The organism is Roseovarius sp. MMSF_3350, assembly GCF_030733425.1.
In the GTDB taxonomy this organism is placed as follows: domain Bacteria; phylum Pseudomonadota; class Alphaproteobacteria; order Rhodobacterales; family Rhodobacteraceae; genus Roseovarius.
Map to the genome: position 1 here is coordinate 11,781 of NZ_JASHIZ010000024.1, position 17,528 is coordinate 29,308.

Consider the following 17,528-nt stretch of genomic DNA (forward strand, 5'->3'; position numbering starts at 1 on the left):
GCATTCATCCTCTGGCCCCTGCCGGCCGCCACGCTAACTTCCCCGCATGGTTCTGGAATTCAAACCCCAAGGCATCTACTGCCCCGCCGGCGATTTCTTCATCGACCCGTGGCGCCCCGTCGACCGGGCGCTCATCACCCATGGCCACGCCGACCACGCCCGGCCCGGCCACGCCCGCTATCTCTCGACCGCCGCTGCCGCGCCTGTGATGCGCCACCGTCTTGGCGAGATCACCCTCGACACGGTCGACTACGGCGAAACGCGCCAAATCGGCGAGGCGCACGTGTCCTTCCACCCCGCCGGCCACGTCCCGGGCTCGGCCCAGATCCGCGTAGAAGTCGAAGGCGAGGTCTGGGTCGTCTCCGGCGACTACAAGACCGAAGCGGACCGCCTGTCCGAACCGTTCGAGCCGGTGCCATGTCACAGCTTCATTACCGAATGCACCTTCGGCCTGCCGGTCTTCATCTGGACACCCGAAGAGGACGCCGCCAAGCAAATCAACGACTGGTGGGCGACCAATGCCGCCGCCGGCACCTTCTCGCTCCTTGGGGCCTATTCTCTCGGCAAGGCCCAGCGAGTCCTGTCGCTGCTCGATCCCTCCATCGGCCCCATCCTCACCCATGGCGCGGTGGAAAACACCAACGCCGTCCTGCGCGACCAGGGCCTCGCACTGCCCGACACGCTGCACGTCACCTCCGACCTCAAGGCCAAGGATCACCCCGGCGCGCTCGTCCTCGCGCCGCCCTCGGCTTTGGGCAGCACATGGGCCCGCCGCTTCCGCCCGGCCTCGACCGGTTTCGCCTCTGGATGGATGCGCCTGCGCGGCGTCCGCCGCCGCCGCGCCGTGGATCGCGGCTTCGTCATGTCGGACCATGCCGACTGGCCCGGCCTGATCTCCGCCATCAAGGAGACGGGCGCGGAAAACATATATGCAACACATGGTTACACGGATATCTTCGCGCGCTACCTGAACGAACAGGGCTGGAATGCCCAAGTCGTCCCTACCGAATTTACCGGCGAAACGCTCGACGCCACCGACGACGCGGAGGGGGCGGCATGAAACGCTTCGCGTCCCTCTTCACCACGCTGGACCAGACCACCAAAACCAACACCAAGGTCGCCGCCCTGGCCGATTACTTCTCCACCGCCCCAGACGACGACAAGCTCTGGACCGTCGCGCTCTTCTCCGGCCGCCGCCCCCGCCGCGCCATCACCACCACCAAGCTGCGCGAATGGGCCGCCGACCGCGCCGGCATCCCGCTCTGGCTCTTCGAGGAAAGCTACCCGATCGTCGGCGACTTGTCGGAAACCATCGCTCTCGTTCTGCCGCCCCCGGCGCGCGACCATGACGACAGCCTCGCCACATGGATCGCCCGTCTCCGTGCGCTCGACCACGAGACCGAAGAGGCGCGCAAGGCGGCGATCCTCGACGCCTGGGACCAGATGCAGCCCCATGAACGGCTGGTCTTCAACAAGCTTCTGACGGGCGGCTTCCGCATCGGTATCTCGCGCAAGCTGATGATCCGCGCGCTGGCGCAGGCCACAGACCGGGACGAGGCCGAGCTAGCCCACCGCCTGATGGGCGACTGGACACCGGACAGCACGTCATGGTCCACGCTGATCGAAGCCCACGACGCCAGTGCCGACCTCTCGCGCCCCTATCCATTTTGCCTCGCCTATGGCCTCGACGACGAGGAACCCGAAACGCTGGGTGACCCCGCCAACTGGCTGGCCGAATGGAAATGGGACGGCATCCGCGGCCAGCTGATCTTGCGTGGGGGCGAACACTTCACATGGTCGCGCGGCGAGGAACTGATGACCGACCGCTTTCCCGAACTTGCCCGCGCCCGCGACTACCTGCCCCCCGGCACCGTGCTCGACGGCGAAATCCTGGCTTGGCAGGACGATGGCCCGATGTCCTTCAACGCCCTGCAGAAACGCATCGGGCGCAAGACCGTGCCGAAGAAACTGCTGAAGGACGCGCCGGTCATCCTCTACGCCTACGACCTGCTGGAGGATAACGGAACGGACCTGCGCGGCACACCCTTCGCCGAGCGCCGCACCCGCCTCGAAGCCCTTCTGCAAGACCTTCCGCTTGAGGCGCCCATCCGCCAATCCCCACTCATCTCCTTCCAATCGTGGGACGATCTGCGCGAGACCCGCGCGACCGCAAGAGACGCGCGCGCCGAGGGCCTCATGCTCAAGCGCAAGGACTCCCCCTACCATTCCGGCCGCAAGAAAGGCGACTGGTGGAAATGGAAGCTCGACCCCCTGACCATCGACGCCGTGATGATCTACGCACAGCAGGGCAGCGGCCGGCGTGCCAACCTCTTCACCGATTTCACCTTCGCCGTGCGCGACGGCAACGATCTGGTGCCCTTCACCAAGGCCTATTCCGGCCTCACCGACACCGAATTTCGCAAAATCACCGCCTGGGTGCGCAAGAACACCCTGCAACGCTTCGGCCCCGTGCGGCAGGTCAAACCCGAACATGTCTTCGAGATCGCCTTCGAGGGCATCATGGAATCCACCCGCCACAAGTCCGGCGTGTCCCTGCGCTTCCCGCGCATGAAACGCTGGCGCCACGACAAGCCCGTGCAGGAGGCCAACACGATCGAAGACCTCCGCGACATGCTGACCCACTACGGCTAAAGAAAATTCGTACGAATAATCTCCCCCGCCTCACCGCAACAGATCGTCCTCGAACGGAAAGCGCGACAGCAGCTCCACGCCCGTCTCGGTGATCAGCACCTGCTGCTCCAGCTTCACCCCCTCCGTCCCGCCTTCCGCGCCGATATAGCTCTCGACACACAAAGTCATGCCCGGCTCGATCACCCCGTCATAGCCTGCATCCGGGAAATCCCCGTGGTGATAGAGGTACGGATACTCCCCCGTCATCCCGCAGCCATGCGCCGACAGGTAGTAGCGGTTGGCATAGTATTGCTCCGGAATCTCCCACGCCGCATCGGCATAGTCACGGAACGTCATGCCGGGCCGCAGGATGCCCATGTTGTGATGCACCTGCTCATGGGCCACCTTGTAAAGCTCTCGCTGCGTCACGCTGGGCTTGTCCGGTCCGGAATGGAACGTACGCGAGAAATCCGAATAATAGCCGTGGCACCCCACAACGTCCGTATCCAGCGCAATCAGTTCATTCACTCCGATCACGTTCTCGCTCGTCTCCTGGAACCACGGGTTGGTCCGCTCCCCGGCATTCAGTAGGCGGGTCTCCACGTAATCCCCATTCTGCGCGATCACTGACTGGTGCAGCACCGACCACAGCTCCGCCTCGGTCATCCCCGGCCTTATCGCCGCGCGCAGCTTTGCCACGCCGATTTCCGTCGCCCGCAGCGAGGCATTGACGCATTTCATTTCCTCGGCCGACTTGATCGCCCGCGCCATCTCGACCGGCTCCTGCGCATCCACGATCCTGAGGCCCGCATCGCGCAGCGCAATGGCACTCCCGGCATTCAGCCGCTCGATCCCCAGCGTCGTACCCTTGCCCACCAGCGAGGTCACCAGGTCCGCCATCTCGGCAGCCCAGGCTTTCTCCCGCTTGGCGATATCCGGCCCCGCCGCCACAAAACTCGCGGTGCGTGCCACGCGCACCTCGTCGATCGTCTCCAGCCCCTCGGCAAGGTGCGCACAGCCGGTGAACTCGAACAGGATCGAGCGGTCCTGCGTCAGCAGCAGATACCGCGACGGCGCATTGCGCTGGCTGAACACCTGCATGTTCCGCGCCCCCGTGGCATAGCGGATGTTCACAGGATCGGACAAAAGAACCGCCGCGATGTCCCGCTTGCCCATCTCCGCCCGCACCCGGCCCAGCCGGTAGCCGCGCACCGCCGCAAGGTCGATGCCCTCATCCTCGGGCGCCCGGTCCAGCAGCGCCAGATCCGCAAGGTCCGCGCGCTCCGCGTGCCAGTCCAGTTCCGCCATGTCATCCTCCTCGGCGCAATTTCATGCATTCCATATCCGACCCAATGCACCTCGAAAACGCTGGAAATTCTCACGCTCTTGGATAACCTCAGGGAATGACTCAGGACCGCCGAGACCTTCCCCCGCTGGAAACTCTCATCTTCTTCAACACTGTGATGAAACGGGGCGGATTTTCCGCCGCCGCGCCCGAGCTCATGGTCTCCCAGGCCGCCGTCAGCAAGCGCATCCGCCAGCTCGAAGACTGGCTCGGGACGCCGCTTTTCGACCGCGGCGCGCGCCATGCGGTGCCCACCGACACCGCCCTTCGGCTGGAAGAGCCCGTGCGCCTCGCGCTCGACTACCTGGCGGCGTCACTCGACATGGCCCGTGCCGCCGACACCAGCACGCTCCGGATCGCGGCCAACGGCGCAATGTCGATGTTCTGGCTCTATCCCCGGCTTCAGGCCTTCGCCACCAGTTCGGATGCCTGCAATGTCAGCGTGCTCACCGCCGACGACCCCACGGCCCTCACAGCCGACACGCTCGACCTTGCCATCCACTACGGCGAAGCGCCGCCGCCCGGCTGGACAGGCACACCGCTCTTCGACGAAACGATCGTACCCGCCGCGACGCCGCCCATCGCCGCCCGCCTTGCAGACCACCCCGATCTCCCGCTGCTCGACTACCCCCGTCTCGCGCCCGACTGGATCAACTGGCGCATCTGGCGCGACCGCAAGCCGGCCTCCGGACTGACCGGCCGGTCCATCGAGATCTGCCGCAGCTACGGCCACAGCATCGGCCGCGCCCTGGCAGGCGAGGGCATCGCCCTGGCCAGCCTGCCGATGCTCGACACCCTCGTCAAAACCGGCCGACTCGTCCCCGTGAGCGACGACAGCCTGACGACCACACGCCGCTATTGGCTCAACCACCGCGCGTCCGCGCCGCTCTCACCCAATGCCCTCCTGCTTCAGCGTGCCTTGCTCGCCGGAACGGCCTGACATACCGCGCCATCCTCGGGCTCGACCGGAGGATCTTCAACAACAAGAGATCCCGGATCAGGCCTGGGATGACCGCGCGCCCGTCCCCCGTAACGCACGCAATCCCGATCCCGGCTTGAGCCTGCCCGTCCCGCCCCCTATGTCTTGACCAACGCACGCACATCAGGAGATCCGAATGTTCCATCTTCCCAAACCCGCCTTCGACGTCAACGCCTCTTCCGGCTCCGACAACCTGGGCGACCTGCCGGAATGGAACCTCGACGATCTCTACACCGGTCAGGACGCGCCCGAACTCAAGCGCGATCTCGACTGGCTGGAACAGGCCTGCGCCGACTTTGCCGCCGACTACGAAGGCAAGCTGGCCGATCTCGATGCCGCAGGCCTCCTCGAATGCATCCAGCGCAACGAGAAGATCTCTTCCGTCGCGGGCCGCATCATGTCCTTCGCCGGCCTGCGTTACTACCAGCAAACCACCGATGGCGAGCGGGCCAAGTTCCTCTCCGACTGCCAGGAAAAGATCACCAACTACACCACCCCGCTGGTCTTCTTCACCCTCGAGCTCAACCGGCTCGACACCGACACCCTTGTGGCGATGTATGCCGAGAACGCCGATCTCGCCCGCTACGCGCCTGTCATCCGCCGCATCCAGGCGATGAAGCCCTACCAGCTCTCTGACGAGCTGGAAAAATTCCTCCACGACCTCGGCGTCGTCGGCGACGCGTGGGAACGCCTCTTCGATGAGACCATCGCCGGCCTCACCTTTGACGTGGACGGCGAGGAACTGGGCATCGAATCCACCCTCAACCTGCTCACCGAACAGGACCGCGCCAAGCGCGAATCTGCTGCCCGCGAGCTGGCCCGCACCTTCCAGGCCAACATCCGCACCTTCGCCCGCGTCCACAACACCACCGCCAAGGAAAAAGAGGTCATCGACCGCTGGCGCGGCATGCCCACCGCCCAGACTTCGCGCCACCTTTCCAACGATGTCGAGGCCGAGGTGGTCGAGGCCCTGCGCAACGCCGTGGTCGACGCCTACCCCAAGCTCAGCCACCGCTACTACGAACTGAAGCGTAAATGGCTCGGCCTCGAGCGGATGCAGGTCTGGGACCGCAACGCGCCCCTGCCGATGGAGGCCCCGCGCAAGATCGACTGGCCGACCGCCCGCAGCATGGTCATGGACGCCTATTCCGATTTCGACCCGCGCATGGGCGATCTGGCGGAGCCGTTTTTTGACAAGGGCTGGATCGACGCCGCCGTCAAACCCGGCAAGGCCCCCGGCGCCTTCGCCCACCCCACCGTGACGGACGTGCACCCCTACGTCATGCTGAACTACCTCGGCAAACCGCGCGACGTGATGACCCTCGCGCACGAGCTGGGCCACGGCGTGCACCAGGTGCTTGCCGCCGAACAGGGCGAGCTCCTCTCCTCCACCCCCCTGACCCTCGCGGAAACCGCGTCCGTCTTCGGCGAGATGCTGACCTTCCGCAAACTGCTGGATGCCGCCAAGGACAACGCCGAACGCAAGGTCCTGCTCGCCGGCAAGGTCGAGGACATGATCAACACCGTCGTCCGCCAGATCGCCTTCTACGATTTCGAGTGCAAGCTGCACGACGCCCGCCGCGGCGGCGAGCTGACCTCGGAAGACATCGGCGCCCTCTGGATGTCCGTGCAGGGCGAATCCCTCGGCCCCGCCTTCGACTTCATGGAGGGGTACGAGACCTTCTGGGCCTACATCCCCCACTTCGTCCACTCGCCCTTCTACGTCTACGCCTACGCCTTTGGCGACGGTCTGGTGAACGCGCTCTATGCCGTCTACGAGGAAAACCCGGACGGCTTCCAGGACAAGTATTTCGACATGCTCAAGGCGGGCGGCTCGATGCACCACAAGGAGCTTCTGGCCCCCTTCGGCCTCGACGCCTCCGACCCGGCCTTCTGGGACAAGGGCCTTTCGATGATCTCCGGCTTCATCGACGAACTGGAGGCGATGGAGGACTGATCCTGCCCCGCACCCACAGCCCCCACAGCCTGCGCACCCGGCTCAGACGCGCCCTCGTGCGCATCCGCGCGCGCGTCCCCCCGGGGCTGCGGCTGGTGCTGGGTGTTTTGCTGATACTCGGCGGGCTCTTCGGCTTCCTGCCGGTGCTGGGCTTCTGGATGATCCCCCTTGGCGTTGCCGTGGCCTCGCTCGACATCGTCCCGCTCTGGCGTCGCCTCACCCGCCGCGCGCCAAGGCGCTGAGCCCATCTCTTCCTCTGGCCCGAAATATCCCGGGGGAGCGGCGAAACCATGTTTCGCCGTGGGGGGCAGAGCCCCCGCGACACCTGGCTATTTCAGCTGGCTGTCTTTCGAGCCGCGCCGGTTGATCCCGCCCCGCGCCTGCTGCGCGCCGTCGCGTTCCTGGCTGCAATCGATACACAGCTTCACGCCCGGCAGCGCCTCGCGCCGCGCTTGGGGGATTTCCTCCTCGCACTCGGCACAATGCGTCAGGCTCTCGCCCATGGGCCGCTTGGCGGCCTTCATCCGCGCCAACTCGTCCTCGATCGAAGCTTCGATCTGTTCAGACACCGCGCCGTCGCGCGCCCATCCACCGGCCATGGCAATATCCTCCTGAACGATAGATATAGGATGCCGCAGGCCCCGAGTCACGGCTGCGCCGTCAGCACCATGTAATCCTCGAACGCATCCCGCCCGAGGGAGGCCTGCTCCAGCATCCCGTTCAGCACCGAAATGGCCGAGGGCGAGGTGATCGCCACCGCATGGTCCAGCCCCTCGCCATCCGCGAGCCCGGTAAAGTCGATCACCTTCACCGGCAGCCCCGCCACCGCCTCGGGCCCGTCGATCACGCCCAGCCGTTTCTTGCGCCCGGTGATCAGGCTGGCCAGGCTCAGCGCCCGGTCCTGCTGCGTCACGAATATCAGGAACGGCTGCGGCAGTTCCCCGATCGCCTCGGCCTGACGGCGAAACAGATCCGGGTCGATATCCGGCGACATCAGCACTACGCCGCTGATCCGGTCCAAGAGCTGCCGGTCGCCCTTCAGCGCTGCCTGCCGCATCACCTCCATCACCAGTTGTGCGCCCATCGAATGCGCCAGCAGGGTTACATGGTCGTCCGCCCCGCTGGTCAGTCGGCCCAGAAGGTCTTCAAGGTCGTCCCGGGCATAAAGCACGCTGTCGCGGTCATAGACGTAGCCCCGCGGGTCCCCGGCCGAGGCCCAGGAGAACAGAACCGACGGCTCGGCAACCCCGAAATCCTCGCGCATCTGTGCCAGGCGGTAGAGGCCCTCCGACATCGTCACGTTGTAGCCATGCACGAAAACCTGCGTCTCCCGCCCCGGACGCGCCTCCTTCACATCGGCAAGGAATTGTGCCGAGGACGGGTAGACATCCGTCGCCGCCACCACGAAGTCCGTCGCGGCATCCGGCGGGCCCTCGGGCCATTCCACGTGGCCGGCCCGGTGTGTCGGCGGAATCGAGATATCCGCCCGGAAGTAGCGCATCTGCCCCGTGCGTTTCGCGCCAAAGGTCCAACCGGTATGGTCCAGCGCCTTCTGCGTCGCGACATAGAGCGTCTGAAGGTGCGCCGCAGGCGATGTCGGCGCGTATTCCGCGGCGGGGCGGGGCGCGCAGGCGGCCAGCACGGTCACGCAAAGTATCGACAGGCTGCGCAACGGGCACGTCCCTTCCATTCCGACTCAGGTTCCAACAATAAGGCCCCTTCCGCGAGGCGAAAGGGGCCAATTGTCTTGTCCTGAAAATGCGCACGGGATCAGGCCGTGGCCATCATGCCCTTTTCCGAGGCCAGGCTGCGCATCCGCTTCTGCAACTTCTCGAAGGCGCGCACCTCGATCTGGCGGATACGCTCGCGGCTGACATCGTATTGCCCGCTCAGATCCTCCAGCGTGACCGTGCTCTCGCTCAGCCGGCGCTGGGTCAGGATATCCTTTTCGCGGTCGTTCAGCACGTCCATCGCCTCGGCCAACAGCTCTCGCCGCGCCTCCAGCTCGTCGCGCTTTTCATAGTCGCCGGCCTGGTCGGCATCCTCGTCCTCCAGCCAGTCCTGCCATTGCATCGTGCCTTCGCCCTCGGTGCCCACCGTGGCATTCAGCGACGCATCGCCCCCGGACATCCGGCGGTTCATGCTGATCACCTCGTCCTCGGTCACGCCCAGGTCATGCGCGATCTGCTTCACCTTGTCGGGATGCAGGTCGCCCTCTTCCAGCGCGCCGATGCGGGCCTTGGCCTTGCGCAGGTTGAAAAACAGCTTCTTCTGCGCGCTCGTCGTACCAAGCTTGACCATCGACCAGCTGCGCAGGATATACTCCTGGATACTGGCCCGGATCCACCACATCGCATAGGTCGCCAGGCGGAACCCCTTCTCGGGATCGAACCGCTTGACCGCCTGCATCAGGCCCACATTCGCCTCGGAAATGACCTCGGCCTGCGGCAGGCCATAGCCGCGATAGCCCATGGCGATCTTCGCCGCCAGCCGCAGGTGGCTGGTGACCATCTGGTGCGCGGCCTCGGTGTCCTGTTCCTCGACCCAGCGCTTGGCCAGCATGTATTCCTCTTCCGGCTCCAACAGCGGGAATTTCCGGATTTCCTGCAGATACCGGTTCAGCCCGGCTTCGGGCGACGGCGCAGGAAGATTTGCGTAATTGCTCAACCCTGTGACCCTCCAATGTTTATAGTCTTAACATCCATATGGGCAGCCATCAGCCCGGATTCAAGACAGGTGAACCAGATGGTTTAATTCTATATGAATCAAACCGGCGCCGTTTTCCAGCGATGTGACGTTCGCTCACGCACACGTGCTGTGCTGTCATATTAACGTCAGGCCGGGGCGCCCAGTTCCTGCAACAGGCAGGCCATGTCTTCGGGCAGCGCCGCCTCAAAGCGCATCATCTCACCCGTGACCGGATGCTCGAACCCAAGCACGGCGGCATGCAGCGCTTGGCGCGGAAACCTTTGCGCAGCCGCAAGAGCCCGCGATGACAATCCCTTTTCATTCAGCTTGCGCCGCCCGCCATAAACCGGATCGCCCACCAGGCCATGCCCCGCATGGGACATGTGCACCCGGATCTGGTGCGTGCGCCCGGTCTCCAGCCAGCACTCGATCAGCGCGACCTGCGGCGGTGCCCCGAACGGGGTAACAACACGCGCCCGCGTCACCGCGTGCCGCCCGCCCTCGAACAAAACGGCCTGTCGCTGCCGGTCGGTCTTGTGCCGCGCCAGCTGCGTCGTCAGCTTCAGGATGTTGCCCGCCTCGAAACTGGCCCCGCGCACGCCCCTCAGCCGCGGATCGGCCGCATCCGGCACCCCGTGCACCACCGCCAGGTACTTGCGCTCCACGCTATGCGCCTCGAATTGCGCGGCCAGACCGTGATGCGCCCGGTCCGACTTCGCCACCACCAAAAGGCCGCTGGTATCCTTGTCGATCCGGTGCACGATCCCGGGCCGCTTCTCGCCCCCCACGCCCGACAGCGCGCCGCCGAAATGATGCAGAAGCGCATTGACCAGCGTCCCGTCCGGGCTGCCCGGCGCCGGATGCACCACCATGCCCGCAGGCTTGTTCACGACGATCAGGTCGTCATCCTCGAACACCACGTCCAGCGCGATCTCCTGCGCCACCACGTCCACCTCGGCGGCCACCGGCACGGTGATCTCGACGATATCGCCCTCGGCCACCTTCGCCTTGGGGTCCGCCACCACCGCGCCGCCCACCCGCACCGCGCCCTCGGCGATCAGCCGCGCCAGCCGCGTCCGCGACAGCGACGCTGCCTCTGGCACATCGCGCGCGAGCGCCTTATCAAGGCGCGGCGGCGGATCGGCCCCGATCCGCACGGTGACACTGGACTCAAAGGGGGCAGCGCCCATGAACGACTCTCCGCAGCAGCCGCTGGATCCCAAGATGGTGCGCTACCTGCGCACCCTCGTGACCGTCCTGACGGGCGTGATGATTCTCGGGTTTCTAGTGATCGTCGCGCTCTTTGTCACCAAGTTCTCCGGGGCGTCCCGCCCGGCGCTGCCCGACGAGATCATCCTGCCCGACGGCACCACGCCCACCGCCTTTACCCGCGCCGATGGCTGGTATGCGGTGGTGACAGATGAGGACACGATCCTGATCTTCGACACAGTGACGGGCGAGCTGCGCCAGACAATCGAAATCACCACGGACACGCCGCGTGAATGATACCGATCTGCAAAGAAGGGGGGATGGTACCACCTCCCCGGCTCGAACGGGGGACCTCCTGATCCACAATCAGGCGCTCTAACCAACTGAGCTAAGGCGGCACGCGGCACGGATTTAACTTTCCCGGCCCGCGATTGCAAGCCTCTTCGACACTTCCCGGCCCATTCCAACCCGCTTGCCTTCATACGCCCAAGGCGCTACGCCATCCCGGATATTCAGGAGGCCGCCATGGGCATCAACGACGAACGCGACATCGAGGCGAATCTGCAGATCGGCCCAACCGACCAGGGCATGGTCCGCCTTTTCATCATGGCAGGCCCCACCGAGATCCCCATGGATTTCGACCCCGACGAGGCCCGCGAGATCGCCGAGGAAATCCTCGCTGCCGCCAAGGCCGCCGAGGTGAAACGCTAGCCCCCCCACCCAAAATTTACGTAAATTTTGGAATAGAAGATACGCATTTTCTATTCCGTTTTCTGCACAGAAAACGCCCCCCTAAAGCCCCGGATCGCGCGCGCCCTGCAACCGCAGCGCCGCCTGCCGCGCAAACCGCCGCGTCAGAGCCGTGCGCCGCGCGCCCGCCAGCTTGTGCTCCGGGGCCATGCGAATGATCTGCGCGTCATAGGCATCCGCGATGATCAACCCCGTGCCCTCTGGCAGCAGATCGGTCGGAAACGCCTCGTCCACGGCCCAGAAATACCGGTCACACCATTCCAGGTACCCGTCCCATTTCAAATCCGAGGCGAAATCCGCACGGCTCGATTTGCATTCCACCACCCATATCTCGCCCTTCGGGCCCAGCGCCATCACATCCACGCGCTTGCCCCGCTCGGGCGAAAATTCCTCGACCGTGGCGAAATCATAGCCCAGCAAATGCCGGCACACGCCCCGCGCCAAAAGCTGGCCGGGCTGCAACCTGGGAATATCCGTGGCGACGTCCTGCATGGACTCAATTTATGAACAATACGTGAACATTGGCAACCCCCTGCACGGGAAATGCACATCACGCAGCCTTGTCTTGTGCTATTTATTAACCATTTCATACTGATGTCCCGGGGTCTGGCACGGTCGCGCCCCTTCTTTTCGCCCTAGAAAGGTCCGCCATGCCCGATCCCGTCACAGACTCTGCCCGCACCCGCGGCGCCCGCTATGCGCGCGACCTCGAAGGCCATATCGAGTGGCTGGAAACCTTTTCGGGCACCGCCCTCGGCGTGCTGGCCGTGGCGTCGGGCATCTACACCTATCTTGGCGTCTCGTCCCTGCTGGACGACACAGGCGCCATGTCCACCTTCGCGGCACTGGCCTATTCTGTTGCCGTCTCGGTGGGCATCTTCGTCTTCTGGTCCTACCTTCTGCGCCTCTTTCCCGCCGTCACCACCGCCCGCGCCCGCGTCGGCCTCTTGGGCGCGATGGGCCTCGGCTCGGTCGCCATCATCGCCATGTCCAGCTGGCTCAACGCCGCCGCGCTGGCCGGCTCGGCGGCGGTCGAACAGCACCTGGCAGAGACCGTGCAGGACTACCAGCAAAGCCTCGAACGGGCCCATGAGATCGCCCTCACCGGCCAGGCCCTGGGCCGCGACGTGGCCCGCGTCCGCCAATCGTTCGAAGATCTCAGCGAACAGGAAGCCACCGGCAATCTCTCGGGCCTTGCGGGCCGCGGCGCCGTCTTCCGCGTCCTGCGCCAGAAATCCGCCGAACTCGCCGCGCTCGAGGCGCAGATCGCCGAACAGACCCCGCTCGTCGACACCGCCTTCGCCGAAGGCAACACCATCCTCAGCCGGATGCGGTCCCTCACGGTCGAACCGGGGCCCGTCGAGGCCCGCTCGGTCGAGTTCTCCGAGGCCGCCGTGCGCCTGCAGGGCCTCATCACCCAGATGCGCCAGCTGACCGTCGCGCCACTGGTGGAGCGCGCCGCGCAGGACCTCTCGGCCTCCGTCGTCCTGCCCGAGCTCGACAGCCGCACCGAGGCCGGGCGCGGCGACCAGGCCGCCACCATCACCTCGGTGCTCGAGGTTCTGGGCCAGCGCGCCGCGACCTTGGAAAACGCCGCACAGGAAGTGGCCGCGCTCGAACCCGCGGCAGAGGTCACCTACACGCCCATATCGTCGGCCGACGCCGTCATCCTCTATGCCCGCAACTTCGTGCCCTCCTGGGCCGGGGCCATCGCGATCGATCTGTTGCCGGCCGTGCTGGTGCTGATCCTGTCGATCACCCACGGCATGATCCGCTCGATGCGCGACGGCACCGATATCGAGGACACGATGACCGTGGCCGAACTGCGCGCCGCCATCGCCGTGGCGCACGAGATCGAGGACACGCCCGCCCCGCGCAAACCCGGGCACGATGACACGCGCGAGGATGCCAACAAGGTCAAGCGCATCACCGGAACTACTCCATGAGCGACGATGGCACCGGCAAAAGCGCGCCCGAAAAGCCGACGCCCAAACACGGCCCGCCCGTCGCGCGCATCCTGACCGGCGCGCTGATCTTCCAGATCGGCATCGGCGCCATGCTCGTGCTGGGCGATGTCAATGCCTCCGGCCTGCGCCTGCCCGGCACGTCCCCCGACGCACCCCGCCTGACCGAACCTGTGCGCCCCGGCGACCAGCGCCGCCTCTTCCGCCCCGACCGCGACCGCCCGGCTACGCGCCCCGCCCGCGACCCGGGCGAGTTGCCCGAGCGCCTGGTGCTGACGCAGGAGGACGGCACCACCTACCGGCTCGAGGGCGGCATTGCCGAGGGCGACGCCGCCCGCATCATAAAGCGGCTGGAGGACAGCACGCCCGCCCCCGAAACGCTCATATTGCAATCTCCCGGCGGCACCGTGACCGAGGCGCTGGCCCTGGGCCGCCATTTCCGCGAAACCGGCCTCACGACGCGGATGCTTTCCGGCGAATACTGCTTCTCCGCCTGCCCCTACATGCTGGCCGGCGGCGCAAGCCGCGACATCGACGATGCCGCCCAGGTCGGCGTCCACCAGCACTATTTCGGCGAAAGCACGATCCTGCCCGCTTCCTTCGCGGTCGAGGATATCCAGGCGGGCCAGGGCGAGGTCATGACCTATCTCGACGAGATGGGCATCGATCCGATGGTCATGACCCACGCGCTCGCCACGCCCCCCGACGAGATCTACGTGCTGCTGCCCGACCAACTGCGGGACTACGGATTTATTTCGGATGCTTCACAATAGCCCCTTGCCGCACCGCCCCTGACGACTTACCTCAGTCTGGTGACGGGTGCTGCCCTTCTCGTGAACGGTTGCATTCCGGTGGCCTTAAGCAATTCCGAGGGAGCTGGCTCTGTCCGGGCCCTGGTCCGGTTACCCGGCGCCCACCTGTAAAAACAGGTCCTCGGGAATGAGAGAACCAAACGGTTGCGTGCGGGCCCGTCACACCATCCGCACAAAAGCCCGTCAGTGGCGTGAAAGCGTTGCTTTTACGCGAAGCTTATCCTGATTTGTGCCGCGAATGATCCTCGGGTCAGGCCCGCGCAGGACGTCAGACCGGCGCGTAGGGTGGGTGAAAACCCACGCGTCACCCGCGCAGGACACCACTCCGCCACCTTGTGAACTACGCAATCGGAAACGACCTAGCGCTTGCTCCAGAACGGGCGCGCGCCCTGATCCGCCCGGACCGGGATCGTGGCATGATCCTGCCGCATCACATGCTGGCGCAATCCGCCGCCCGGGCCGTCATCGTCGTCATCGTCCTTCATCCGCATCACCGCAATGCCGAACTGCACGCCCGCAAAGACGATCCCGTTCGACACCCACAGTAGCAGAACCGCAAGCCAGCCCTTGTCGGAATGGCTGACGAGATGCCACAGGTTCGCGATATCGAACCACAGCAACATCCCCACGAACACCGCCGCAAGACCGAAACCGATGGCAACGTTCACGATATACATGGCGATAAGCTTGGGCATTGGACGACTCCCTTGCGCTGTGCACCTGACTGTAACACATCGGCCCCGGTCCTCAAGGAAAAGACCCAGCCCAATTGGCCGTTCATTGCCATACCGCCGTGAAATGCCGTCCGACACCGGCCGCCGAACCCGTCAGCGGCCCGGCATAACCCGACATCCCCTCTGGCCTTCCGCAAACCCCTGCGCTATCTGGCGGGCCTGTAACCCCAGAGGCGCCAGATGTCCGAAACCCAAGCCTTCGAAAAACCCGGTCCCGTCGAGGCCGAACTGCGCTCCGCGATCTCTCCCACCGAAGAGATCATCGCCGAGGCGCGCGCGGGCCGCATCTTCATCCTCGTAGACCACGAGGACCGCGAGAACGAGGGCGACCTGGTGATCCCCGCCGAATTCGCCACGCCCGAGGTGATCAACTTCATGGCCACCCATGGCCGCGGTCTCATCTGCCTGCCCATGACGGCGCAAAGGATCGACCGCCTCGGCCTGCCCATGATGGCCGTCAACAATTCGTCCCGCCACGAAACCGCCTTCACCGTCAGCATCGAGGCCCGCGAGGGCGTCAGCACCGGCATCTCCGCCGCCGACCGGGCGCTGACCATCGCCACCGCGATCAACGAACAGAACACCCAAGCGCATATCGCCACGCCGGGGCACGTCTTTCCGCTGCGCGCGCGCAACGGCGGCGTACTCGTCCGCGCCGGCCATACCGAAGCCGCCGTCGACATCTCGCGCCTCGCCGGCCTCAACCCGTCCGGCGTGATCTGCGAGATCATGAAGGACGACGGCACCATGGCCCGCCTGCCCGACCTCGTGGAATTCGCGCGGGCGCACGTCATGAAGATCGGCACCATCTCCGACCTCATCGCCTATCGCCACAAGCACGACAACCTCATCCGCGAGGTTCGGCGCGAGACGGTCACGTCGTCTCATGGCGGCGAATGGGACATGCGGATCTTCGCCGACCAGATCACCGATACCGAGCATGTCGTGCTGTCCAAGGGCGATATCACCGACGGCAAGCCCGTGCTCGCCCGCACCCACGCGCTCAACGCGCTCGAGGACGTGCTGGGCATCGGCCTTGACGCCAAATCCGAAGGCCCCACCGGCAAGCTGCCCCGCGCCATGAACATCATCGCCCGCGAAGGCCGCGGTGCCGTGTTCCTCTTCCGTCAGCCCCGGCCCTCGCTCGCCTCGGAAATGGAAGAGGACGACACGCCGCGCACCATCAAGCAGACGGGCCTGGGCGCCCAGATCATGTCAACGATGGGCCTGCACGAACTCATCCTCGTGACCGACAGCCCCAAGACCCGCTATCTCGGGCTTGACGCCTATGGCATCAGCATCGTCGGCACGCACCCCCTCAGCGAAGGATAACGCCATGGCCGGATCCGAATACACCCTGCCCCGCGCCACGTTCGACAAGCCGGTGAAACTGCTGATCGTGGTCGCCCCCTTCTACCGCGACATCGCCGACATGATGATCGAAGGCGCCCGCGCCGAGATCGAAGCCTCCGGCGCCACTTACGACCTCATCGAGGTCCCCGGCGCACTGGAAATCCCCACCTCCATCGGCATCGCCGAGCGCCTGTCGAACTTCGACGGCTACGTGGCGCTTGGCTGCGTCATCCGCGGCGCCACCACGCATTACGAGACCGTGTGCAACGATTCCAGCCGCGGCATCACCCTGCTGGGGCTCCAGGGCCTCTGCATCGGCAACGGCATCCTCACGGTCGAAAACCGCGACCAGGCCGTCGAGCGCGCCGCCCCCGACCAAATGAACAAGGGCGCAGGCGCCGCCGCCGCCGCCCTGCACCTCGTTGCGCTCACCCGCAAATGGGGCACCCGCAAGGGCGTCGGCTTCATGCCCGACGCCGAGGAACTGAGGCTCGCAGGCGAGATCAAGGACAACCCCACCGCATGACCGAACTTTCCGGAAACCAGAAACGCAAGATGCGCTCCGCCGCGCGGCTCTACGCCGTGCAGGCCCTGTTCCAGATGGAACATTCCAGCCAGTCCTACGAGAAGATCATCCGCGAGTTCCTCGATTTCCGCTTCGGGCAGGAATTCGAGGATGGCATCGAGATGGCCGACGGCGATATCGACCTCTTTCGCAAGCTGGTCGAACAGGCCGTCAACTGGCAGTCGAAGATCGACCAGATGACCGACCGCGCCCTGGTGGCCAAATGGCCCATCGCCCGCATCGACCCCACCCTGCGCGCTCTCTTCCGCGCCGCCGGGGCCGAGTTCCTCGAAGGCGAAGCGCCCGTGAAGGTCGTCATCAACGAATTCGTCGACATCGCCCGCAGCTTCTATCCCGAAGGCAAGGAAGGCAGCTTCGTCAACGCGGTGCTCGACCACATGGCGCGCGAGGCAAAGCCCGAGGCGTTCTGAGCCATCCCAAGCCGCGCCCTCCGCCGTCCCGGACGCGATCCGGGACCTCGAACCAAGGCGTAGGGCGGGGTTTCACCCCACCTCACCCAGCGCCTCACGCGTGACCCTCT

At 65.5% G+C, this 17,528-nt stretch carries 19 protein-coding genes and 1 tRNA gene; 12 read left to right on the forward strand and 8 right to left on the reverse strand.

Annotation, left to right across the window (positions count from 1 at the left end; all coding sequences use genetic code 11):
• The first annotated feature begins 46 nt into the window (after window positions 1-46).
• Both RBB31_RS18280 and RBB31_RS18285 read left to right on the forward strand, forming a co-directional pair.
• Window positions 47-1,060, forward strand: coding sequence for a ligase-associated DNA damage response exonuclease (locus RBB31_RS18280; RefSeq protein ID WP_306130697.1), 1,014 nt, complete (start codon window positions 47-49; stop codon window positions 1,058-1,060).
• Window positions 1,057-2,652: an ATP-dependent DNA ligase gene (locus RBB31_RS18285; RefSeq protein WP_306130698.1), complete on the forward strand. Its 1,596-nt coding sequence runs from the start codon at window positions 1,057-1,059 to the stop codon at window positions 2,650-2,652. Before RBB31_RS18280 ends, RBB31_RS18285 begins: the two co-directional genes overlap by 4 nt.
• Window positions 2,653-2,682: 30 nt before the next feature.
• On the opposite strand, the gene RBB31_RS18290 is transcribed toward RBB31_RS18285, so the two are convergent.
• Window positions 2,683-3,939 (reverse strand): Xaa-Pro peptidase family protein, encoded by a 1,257-nt coding sequence (locus RBB31_RS18290; protein WP_306130699.1) that lies wholly within the window; start codon window positions 3,937-3,939, stop codon window positions 2,683-2,685.
• Window positions 3,940-4,034: 95 nt separating this feature from the next.
• Between RBB31_RS18290 and RBB31_RS18295 the strand changes: the two genes are divergently transcribed.
• The 3 genes from RBB31_RS18295 to RBB31_RS18305 all read left to right on the forward strand — a co-directional run bounded on the left by RBB31_RS18295 (window position 4,035) and on the right by RBB31_RS18305 (window position 7,154).
• Window positions 4,035-4,916, forward strand: a complete 882-nt coding sequence (locus RBB31_RS18295) for a LysR substrate-binding domain-containing protein (RefSeq protein ID WP_306130700.1) — start codon at window positions 4,035-4,037, stop codon at window positions 4,914-4,916.
• A 175-nt stretch (window positions 4,917-5,091) separates the two neighbouring features.
• A complete protein-coding gene (locus tag RBB31_RS18300; protein ID WP_306130701.1) occupies window positions 5,092-6,912 on the forward strand; it encodes a M3 family oligoendopeptidase in 1,821 nt (606 codons plus the stop codon).
• 95 nt (window positions 6,913-7,007) lie between these two features.
• On the forward strand, window positions 7,008-7,154 hold the full coding sequence (locus RBB31_RS18305) for a hypothetical protein (protein ID WP_306130702.1): 147 nt from the start codon (window positions 7,008-7,010) through the stop codon (window positions 7,152-7,154).
• An 87-nt stretch (window positions 7,155-7,241) separates the two neighbouring features.
• On the opposite strand, the gene RBB31_RS18310 is transcribed toward RBB31_RS18305, so the two are convergent.
• The 4 genes from RBB31_RS18310 to RBB31_RS18325 form a co-directional block, all read right to left on the reverse strand.
• The gene (locus tag RBB31_RS18310) at window positions 7,242-7,511 is read right to left on the reverse strand and encodes a DksA/TraR family C4-type zinc finger protein (RefSeq protein WP_306130703.1); all 270 of its coding nucleotides are present in this window, start codon (window positions 7,509-7,511) and stop codon (window positions 7,242-7,244) included.
• Window positions 7,512-7,558: 47 nt separating this feature from the next.
• Window positions 7,559-8,602: an alpha/beta hydrolase gene (locus RBB31_RS18315; RefSeq protein WP_306130704.1), complete on the reverse strand. Its 1,044-nt coding sequence runs from the start codon at window positions 8,600-8,602 to the stop codon at window positions 7,559-7,561.
• 80 nt (window positions 8,603-8,682) lie between these two features.
• A complete protein-coding gene (gene rpoH / locus RBB31_RS18320) occupies window positions 8,683-9,579 on the reverse strand; it encodes an RNA polymerase sigma factor RpoH (protein ID WP_306130705.1) in 897 nt (298 codons plus the stop codon).
• Between the two features lie 167 nt (window positions 9,580-9,746).
• The gene (locus RBB31_RS18325) at window positions 9,747-10,790 is read right to left on the reverse strand and encodes an RluA family pseudouridine synthase (RefSeq protein WP_306130706.1); all 1,044 of its coding nucleotides are present in this window, start codon (window positions 10,788-10,790) and stop codon (window positions 9,747-9,749) included.
• Here RBB31_RS18325 and RBB31_RS18330 point away from each other — a divergent pair.
• Window positions 10,789-11,106 (forward strand): DUF6476 family protein, encoded by a 318-nt coding sequence (locus RBB31_RS18330; protein ID WP_306130707.1) that lies wholly within the window; start codon window positions 10,789-10,791, stop codon window positions 11,104-11,106. The genes RBB31_RS18325 and RBB31_RS18330 overlap by 2 nt on opposite strands.
• A gap of 24 nt (window positions 11,107-11,130) precedes the next feature.
• Here RBB31_RS18330 and RBB31_RS18335 read toward each other — a convergent pair.
• Window positions 11,131-11,207, reverse strand: a tRNA-His gene (locus tag RBB31_RS18335).
• Between the two features lie 127 nt (window positions 11,208-11,334).
• Between RBB31_RS18335 and RBB31_RS18340 the strand changes: the two genes are divergently transcribed.
• Complete coding sequence (locus RBB31_RS18340) at window positions 11,335-11,520, forward strand: DUF6324 family protein (protein WP_306130708.1); 186 nt, start codon at window positions 11,335-11,337, stop codon at window positions 11,518-11,520.
• A gap of 81 nt (window positions 11,521-11,601) precedes the next feature.
• Here RBB31_RS18340 and RBB31_RS18345 read toward each other — a convergent pair whose 3' ends face one another.
• The gene (locus RBB31_RS18345) at window positions 11,602-12,051 is read right to left on the reverse strand and encodes an MmcB family DNA repair protein (protein ID WP_306130709.1); all 450 of its coding nucleotides are present in this window, start codon (window positions 12,049-12,051) and stop codon (window positions 11,602-11,604) included.
• Window positions 12,052-12,209: 158 nt separating this feature from the next.
• Between RBB31_RS18345 and RBB31_RS18350 the strand changes: the two genes are divergently transcribed.
• On the forward strand, window positions 12,210-13,505 hold the full coding sequence (locus RBB31_RS18350; protein WP_306130710.1) for a hypothetical protein: 1,296 nt from the start codon (window positions 12,210-12,212) through the stop codon (window positions 13,503-13,505).
• Window positions 13,502-14,296, forward strand: a complete 795-nt coding sequence (locus RBB31_RS18355) for a hypothetical protein (RefSeq protein WP_306130711.1) — start codon at window positions 13,502-13,504, stop codon at window positions 14,294-14,296. Before RBB31_RS18350 ends, RBB31_RS18355 begins: the two co-directional genes overlap by 4 nt.
• 398 nt (window positions 14,297-14,694) lie before the next feature.
• Here the strand turns inward: RBB31_RS18355 and RBB31_RS18360 are convergent, their stop codons facing one another.
• Entirely contained in the window at window positions 14,695-15,030 is a 336-nt protein-coding gene (locus RBB31_RS18360) for a hypothetical protein (protein WP_306130712.1), read from the reverse strand.
• 219 nt (window positions 15,031-15,249) lie between these two features.
• Between RBB31_RS18360 and ribB the strand changes: the two genes are divergently transcribed.
• From ribB to nusB, 3 genes are read left to right on the forward strand one after another with little or no spacing between them, the layout of a single operon-like run.
• Complete coding sequence (gene ribB / locus RBB31_RS18365) at window positions 15,250-16,401, forward strand: 3,4-dihydroxy-2-butanone-4-phosphate synthase (RefSeq protein ID WP_306130713.1); 1,152 nt, start codon at window positions 15,250-15,252, stop codon at window positions 16,399-16,401.
• 4 nt (window positions 16,402-16,405) lie between these two features.
• Window positions 16,406-16,948: a 6,7-dimethyl-8-ribityllumazine synthase gene (locus RBB31_RS18370; RefSeq protein WP_306130714.1), complete on the forward strand. Its 543-nt coding sequence runs from the start codon at window positions 16,406-16,408 to the stop codon at window positions 16,946-16,948.
• Window positions 16,945-17,418, forward strand: a complete 474-nt coding sequence (gene nusB / locus RBB31_RS18375) for a transcription antitermination factor NusB (protein ID WP_306130715.1) — start codon at window positions 16,945-16,947, stop codon at window positions 17,416-17,418. The genes RBB31_RS18370 and nusB overlap by 4 nt, the downstream gene beginning before the upstream one ends.
• Window positions 17,419-17,528: the final 110 nt, after the last annotated feature.

Coding starts and splice junctions, on each gene's coding strand:
- RBB31_RS18280 (WP_306130697.1), top strand. CDS start 47: ATGGTTCTGGAATTCAAACCCCAAGGCATCTACTGCCCCGCCGGCGAT.
- RBB31_RS18285 (WP_306130698.1), top strand. CDS start 1,057: ATGAAACGCTTCGCGTCCCTCTTCACCACGCTGGACCAGACCACCAAA.
- RBB31_RS18290 (WP_306130699.1), bottom strand. CDS start 3,939: ATGGCGGAACTGGACTGGCACGCGGAGCGCGCGGACCTTGCGGATCTG.
- RBB31_RS18295 (WP_306130700.1), top strand. CDS start 4,035: ATGACTCAGGACCGCCGAGACCTTCCCCCGCTGGAAACTCTCATCTTC.
- RBB31_RS18300 (WP_306130701.1), top strand. CDS start 5,092: ATGTTCCATCTTCCCAAACCCGCCTTCGACGTCAACGCCTCTTCCGGC.
- RBB31_RS18310 (WP_306130703.1), bottom strand. CDS start 7,511: ATGGCCGGTGGATGGGCGCGCGACGGCGCGGTGTCTGAACAGATCGAA.
- RBB31_RS18315 (WP_306130704.1), bottom strand. CDS start 8,602: ATGGAAGGGACGTGCCCGTTGCGCAGCCTGTCGATACTTTGCGTGACC.
- RBB31_RS18330 (WP_306130707.1), top strand. CDS start 10,789: ATGAACGACTCTCCGCAGCAGCCGCTGGATCCCAAGATGGTGCGCTAC.
- RBB31_RS18325 (WP_306130706.1), bottom strand. CDS start 10,790: ATGGGCGCTGCCCCCTTTGAGTCCAGTGTCACCGTGCGGATCGGGGCC.
- RBB31_RS18340 (WP_306130708.1), top strand. CDS start 11,335: ATGGGCATCAACGACGAACGCGACATCGAGGCGAATCTGCAGATCGGC.
- RBB31_RS18345 (WP_306130709.1), bottom strand. CDS start 12,051: ATGCAGGACGTCGCCACGGATATTCCCAGGTTGCAGCCCGGCCAGCTT.
- RBB31_RS18350 (WP_306130710.1), top strand. CDS start 12,210: ATGCCCGATCCCGTCACAGACTCTGCCCGCACCCGCGGCGCCCGCTAT.
- RBB31_RS18355 (WP_306130711.1), top strand. CDS start 13,502: ATGAGCGACGATGGCACCGGCAAAAGCGCGCCCGAAAAGCCGACGCCC.
- RBB31_RS18360 (WP_306130712.1), bottom strand. CDS start 15,030: ATGCCCAAGCTTATCGCCATGTATATCGTGAACGTTGCCATCGGTTTC.
- ribB (WP_306130713.1), top strand. CDS start 15,250: ATGTCCGAAACCCAAGCCTTCGAAAAACCCGGTCCCGTCGAGGCCGAA.
- RBB31_RS18370 (WP_306130714.1), top strand. CDS start 16,406: ATGGCCGGATCCGAATACACCCTGCCCCGCGCCACGTTCGACAAGCCG.
- nusB (WP_306130715.1), top strand. CDS start 16,945: ATGACCGAACTTTCCGGAAACCAGAAACGCAAGATGCGCTCCGCCGCG.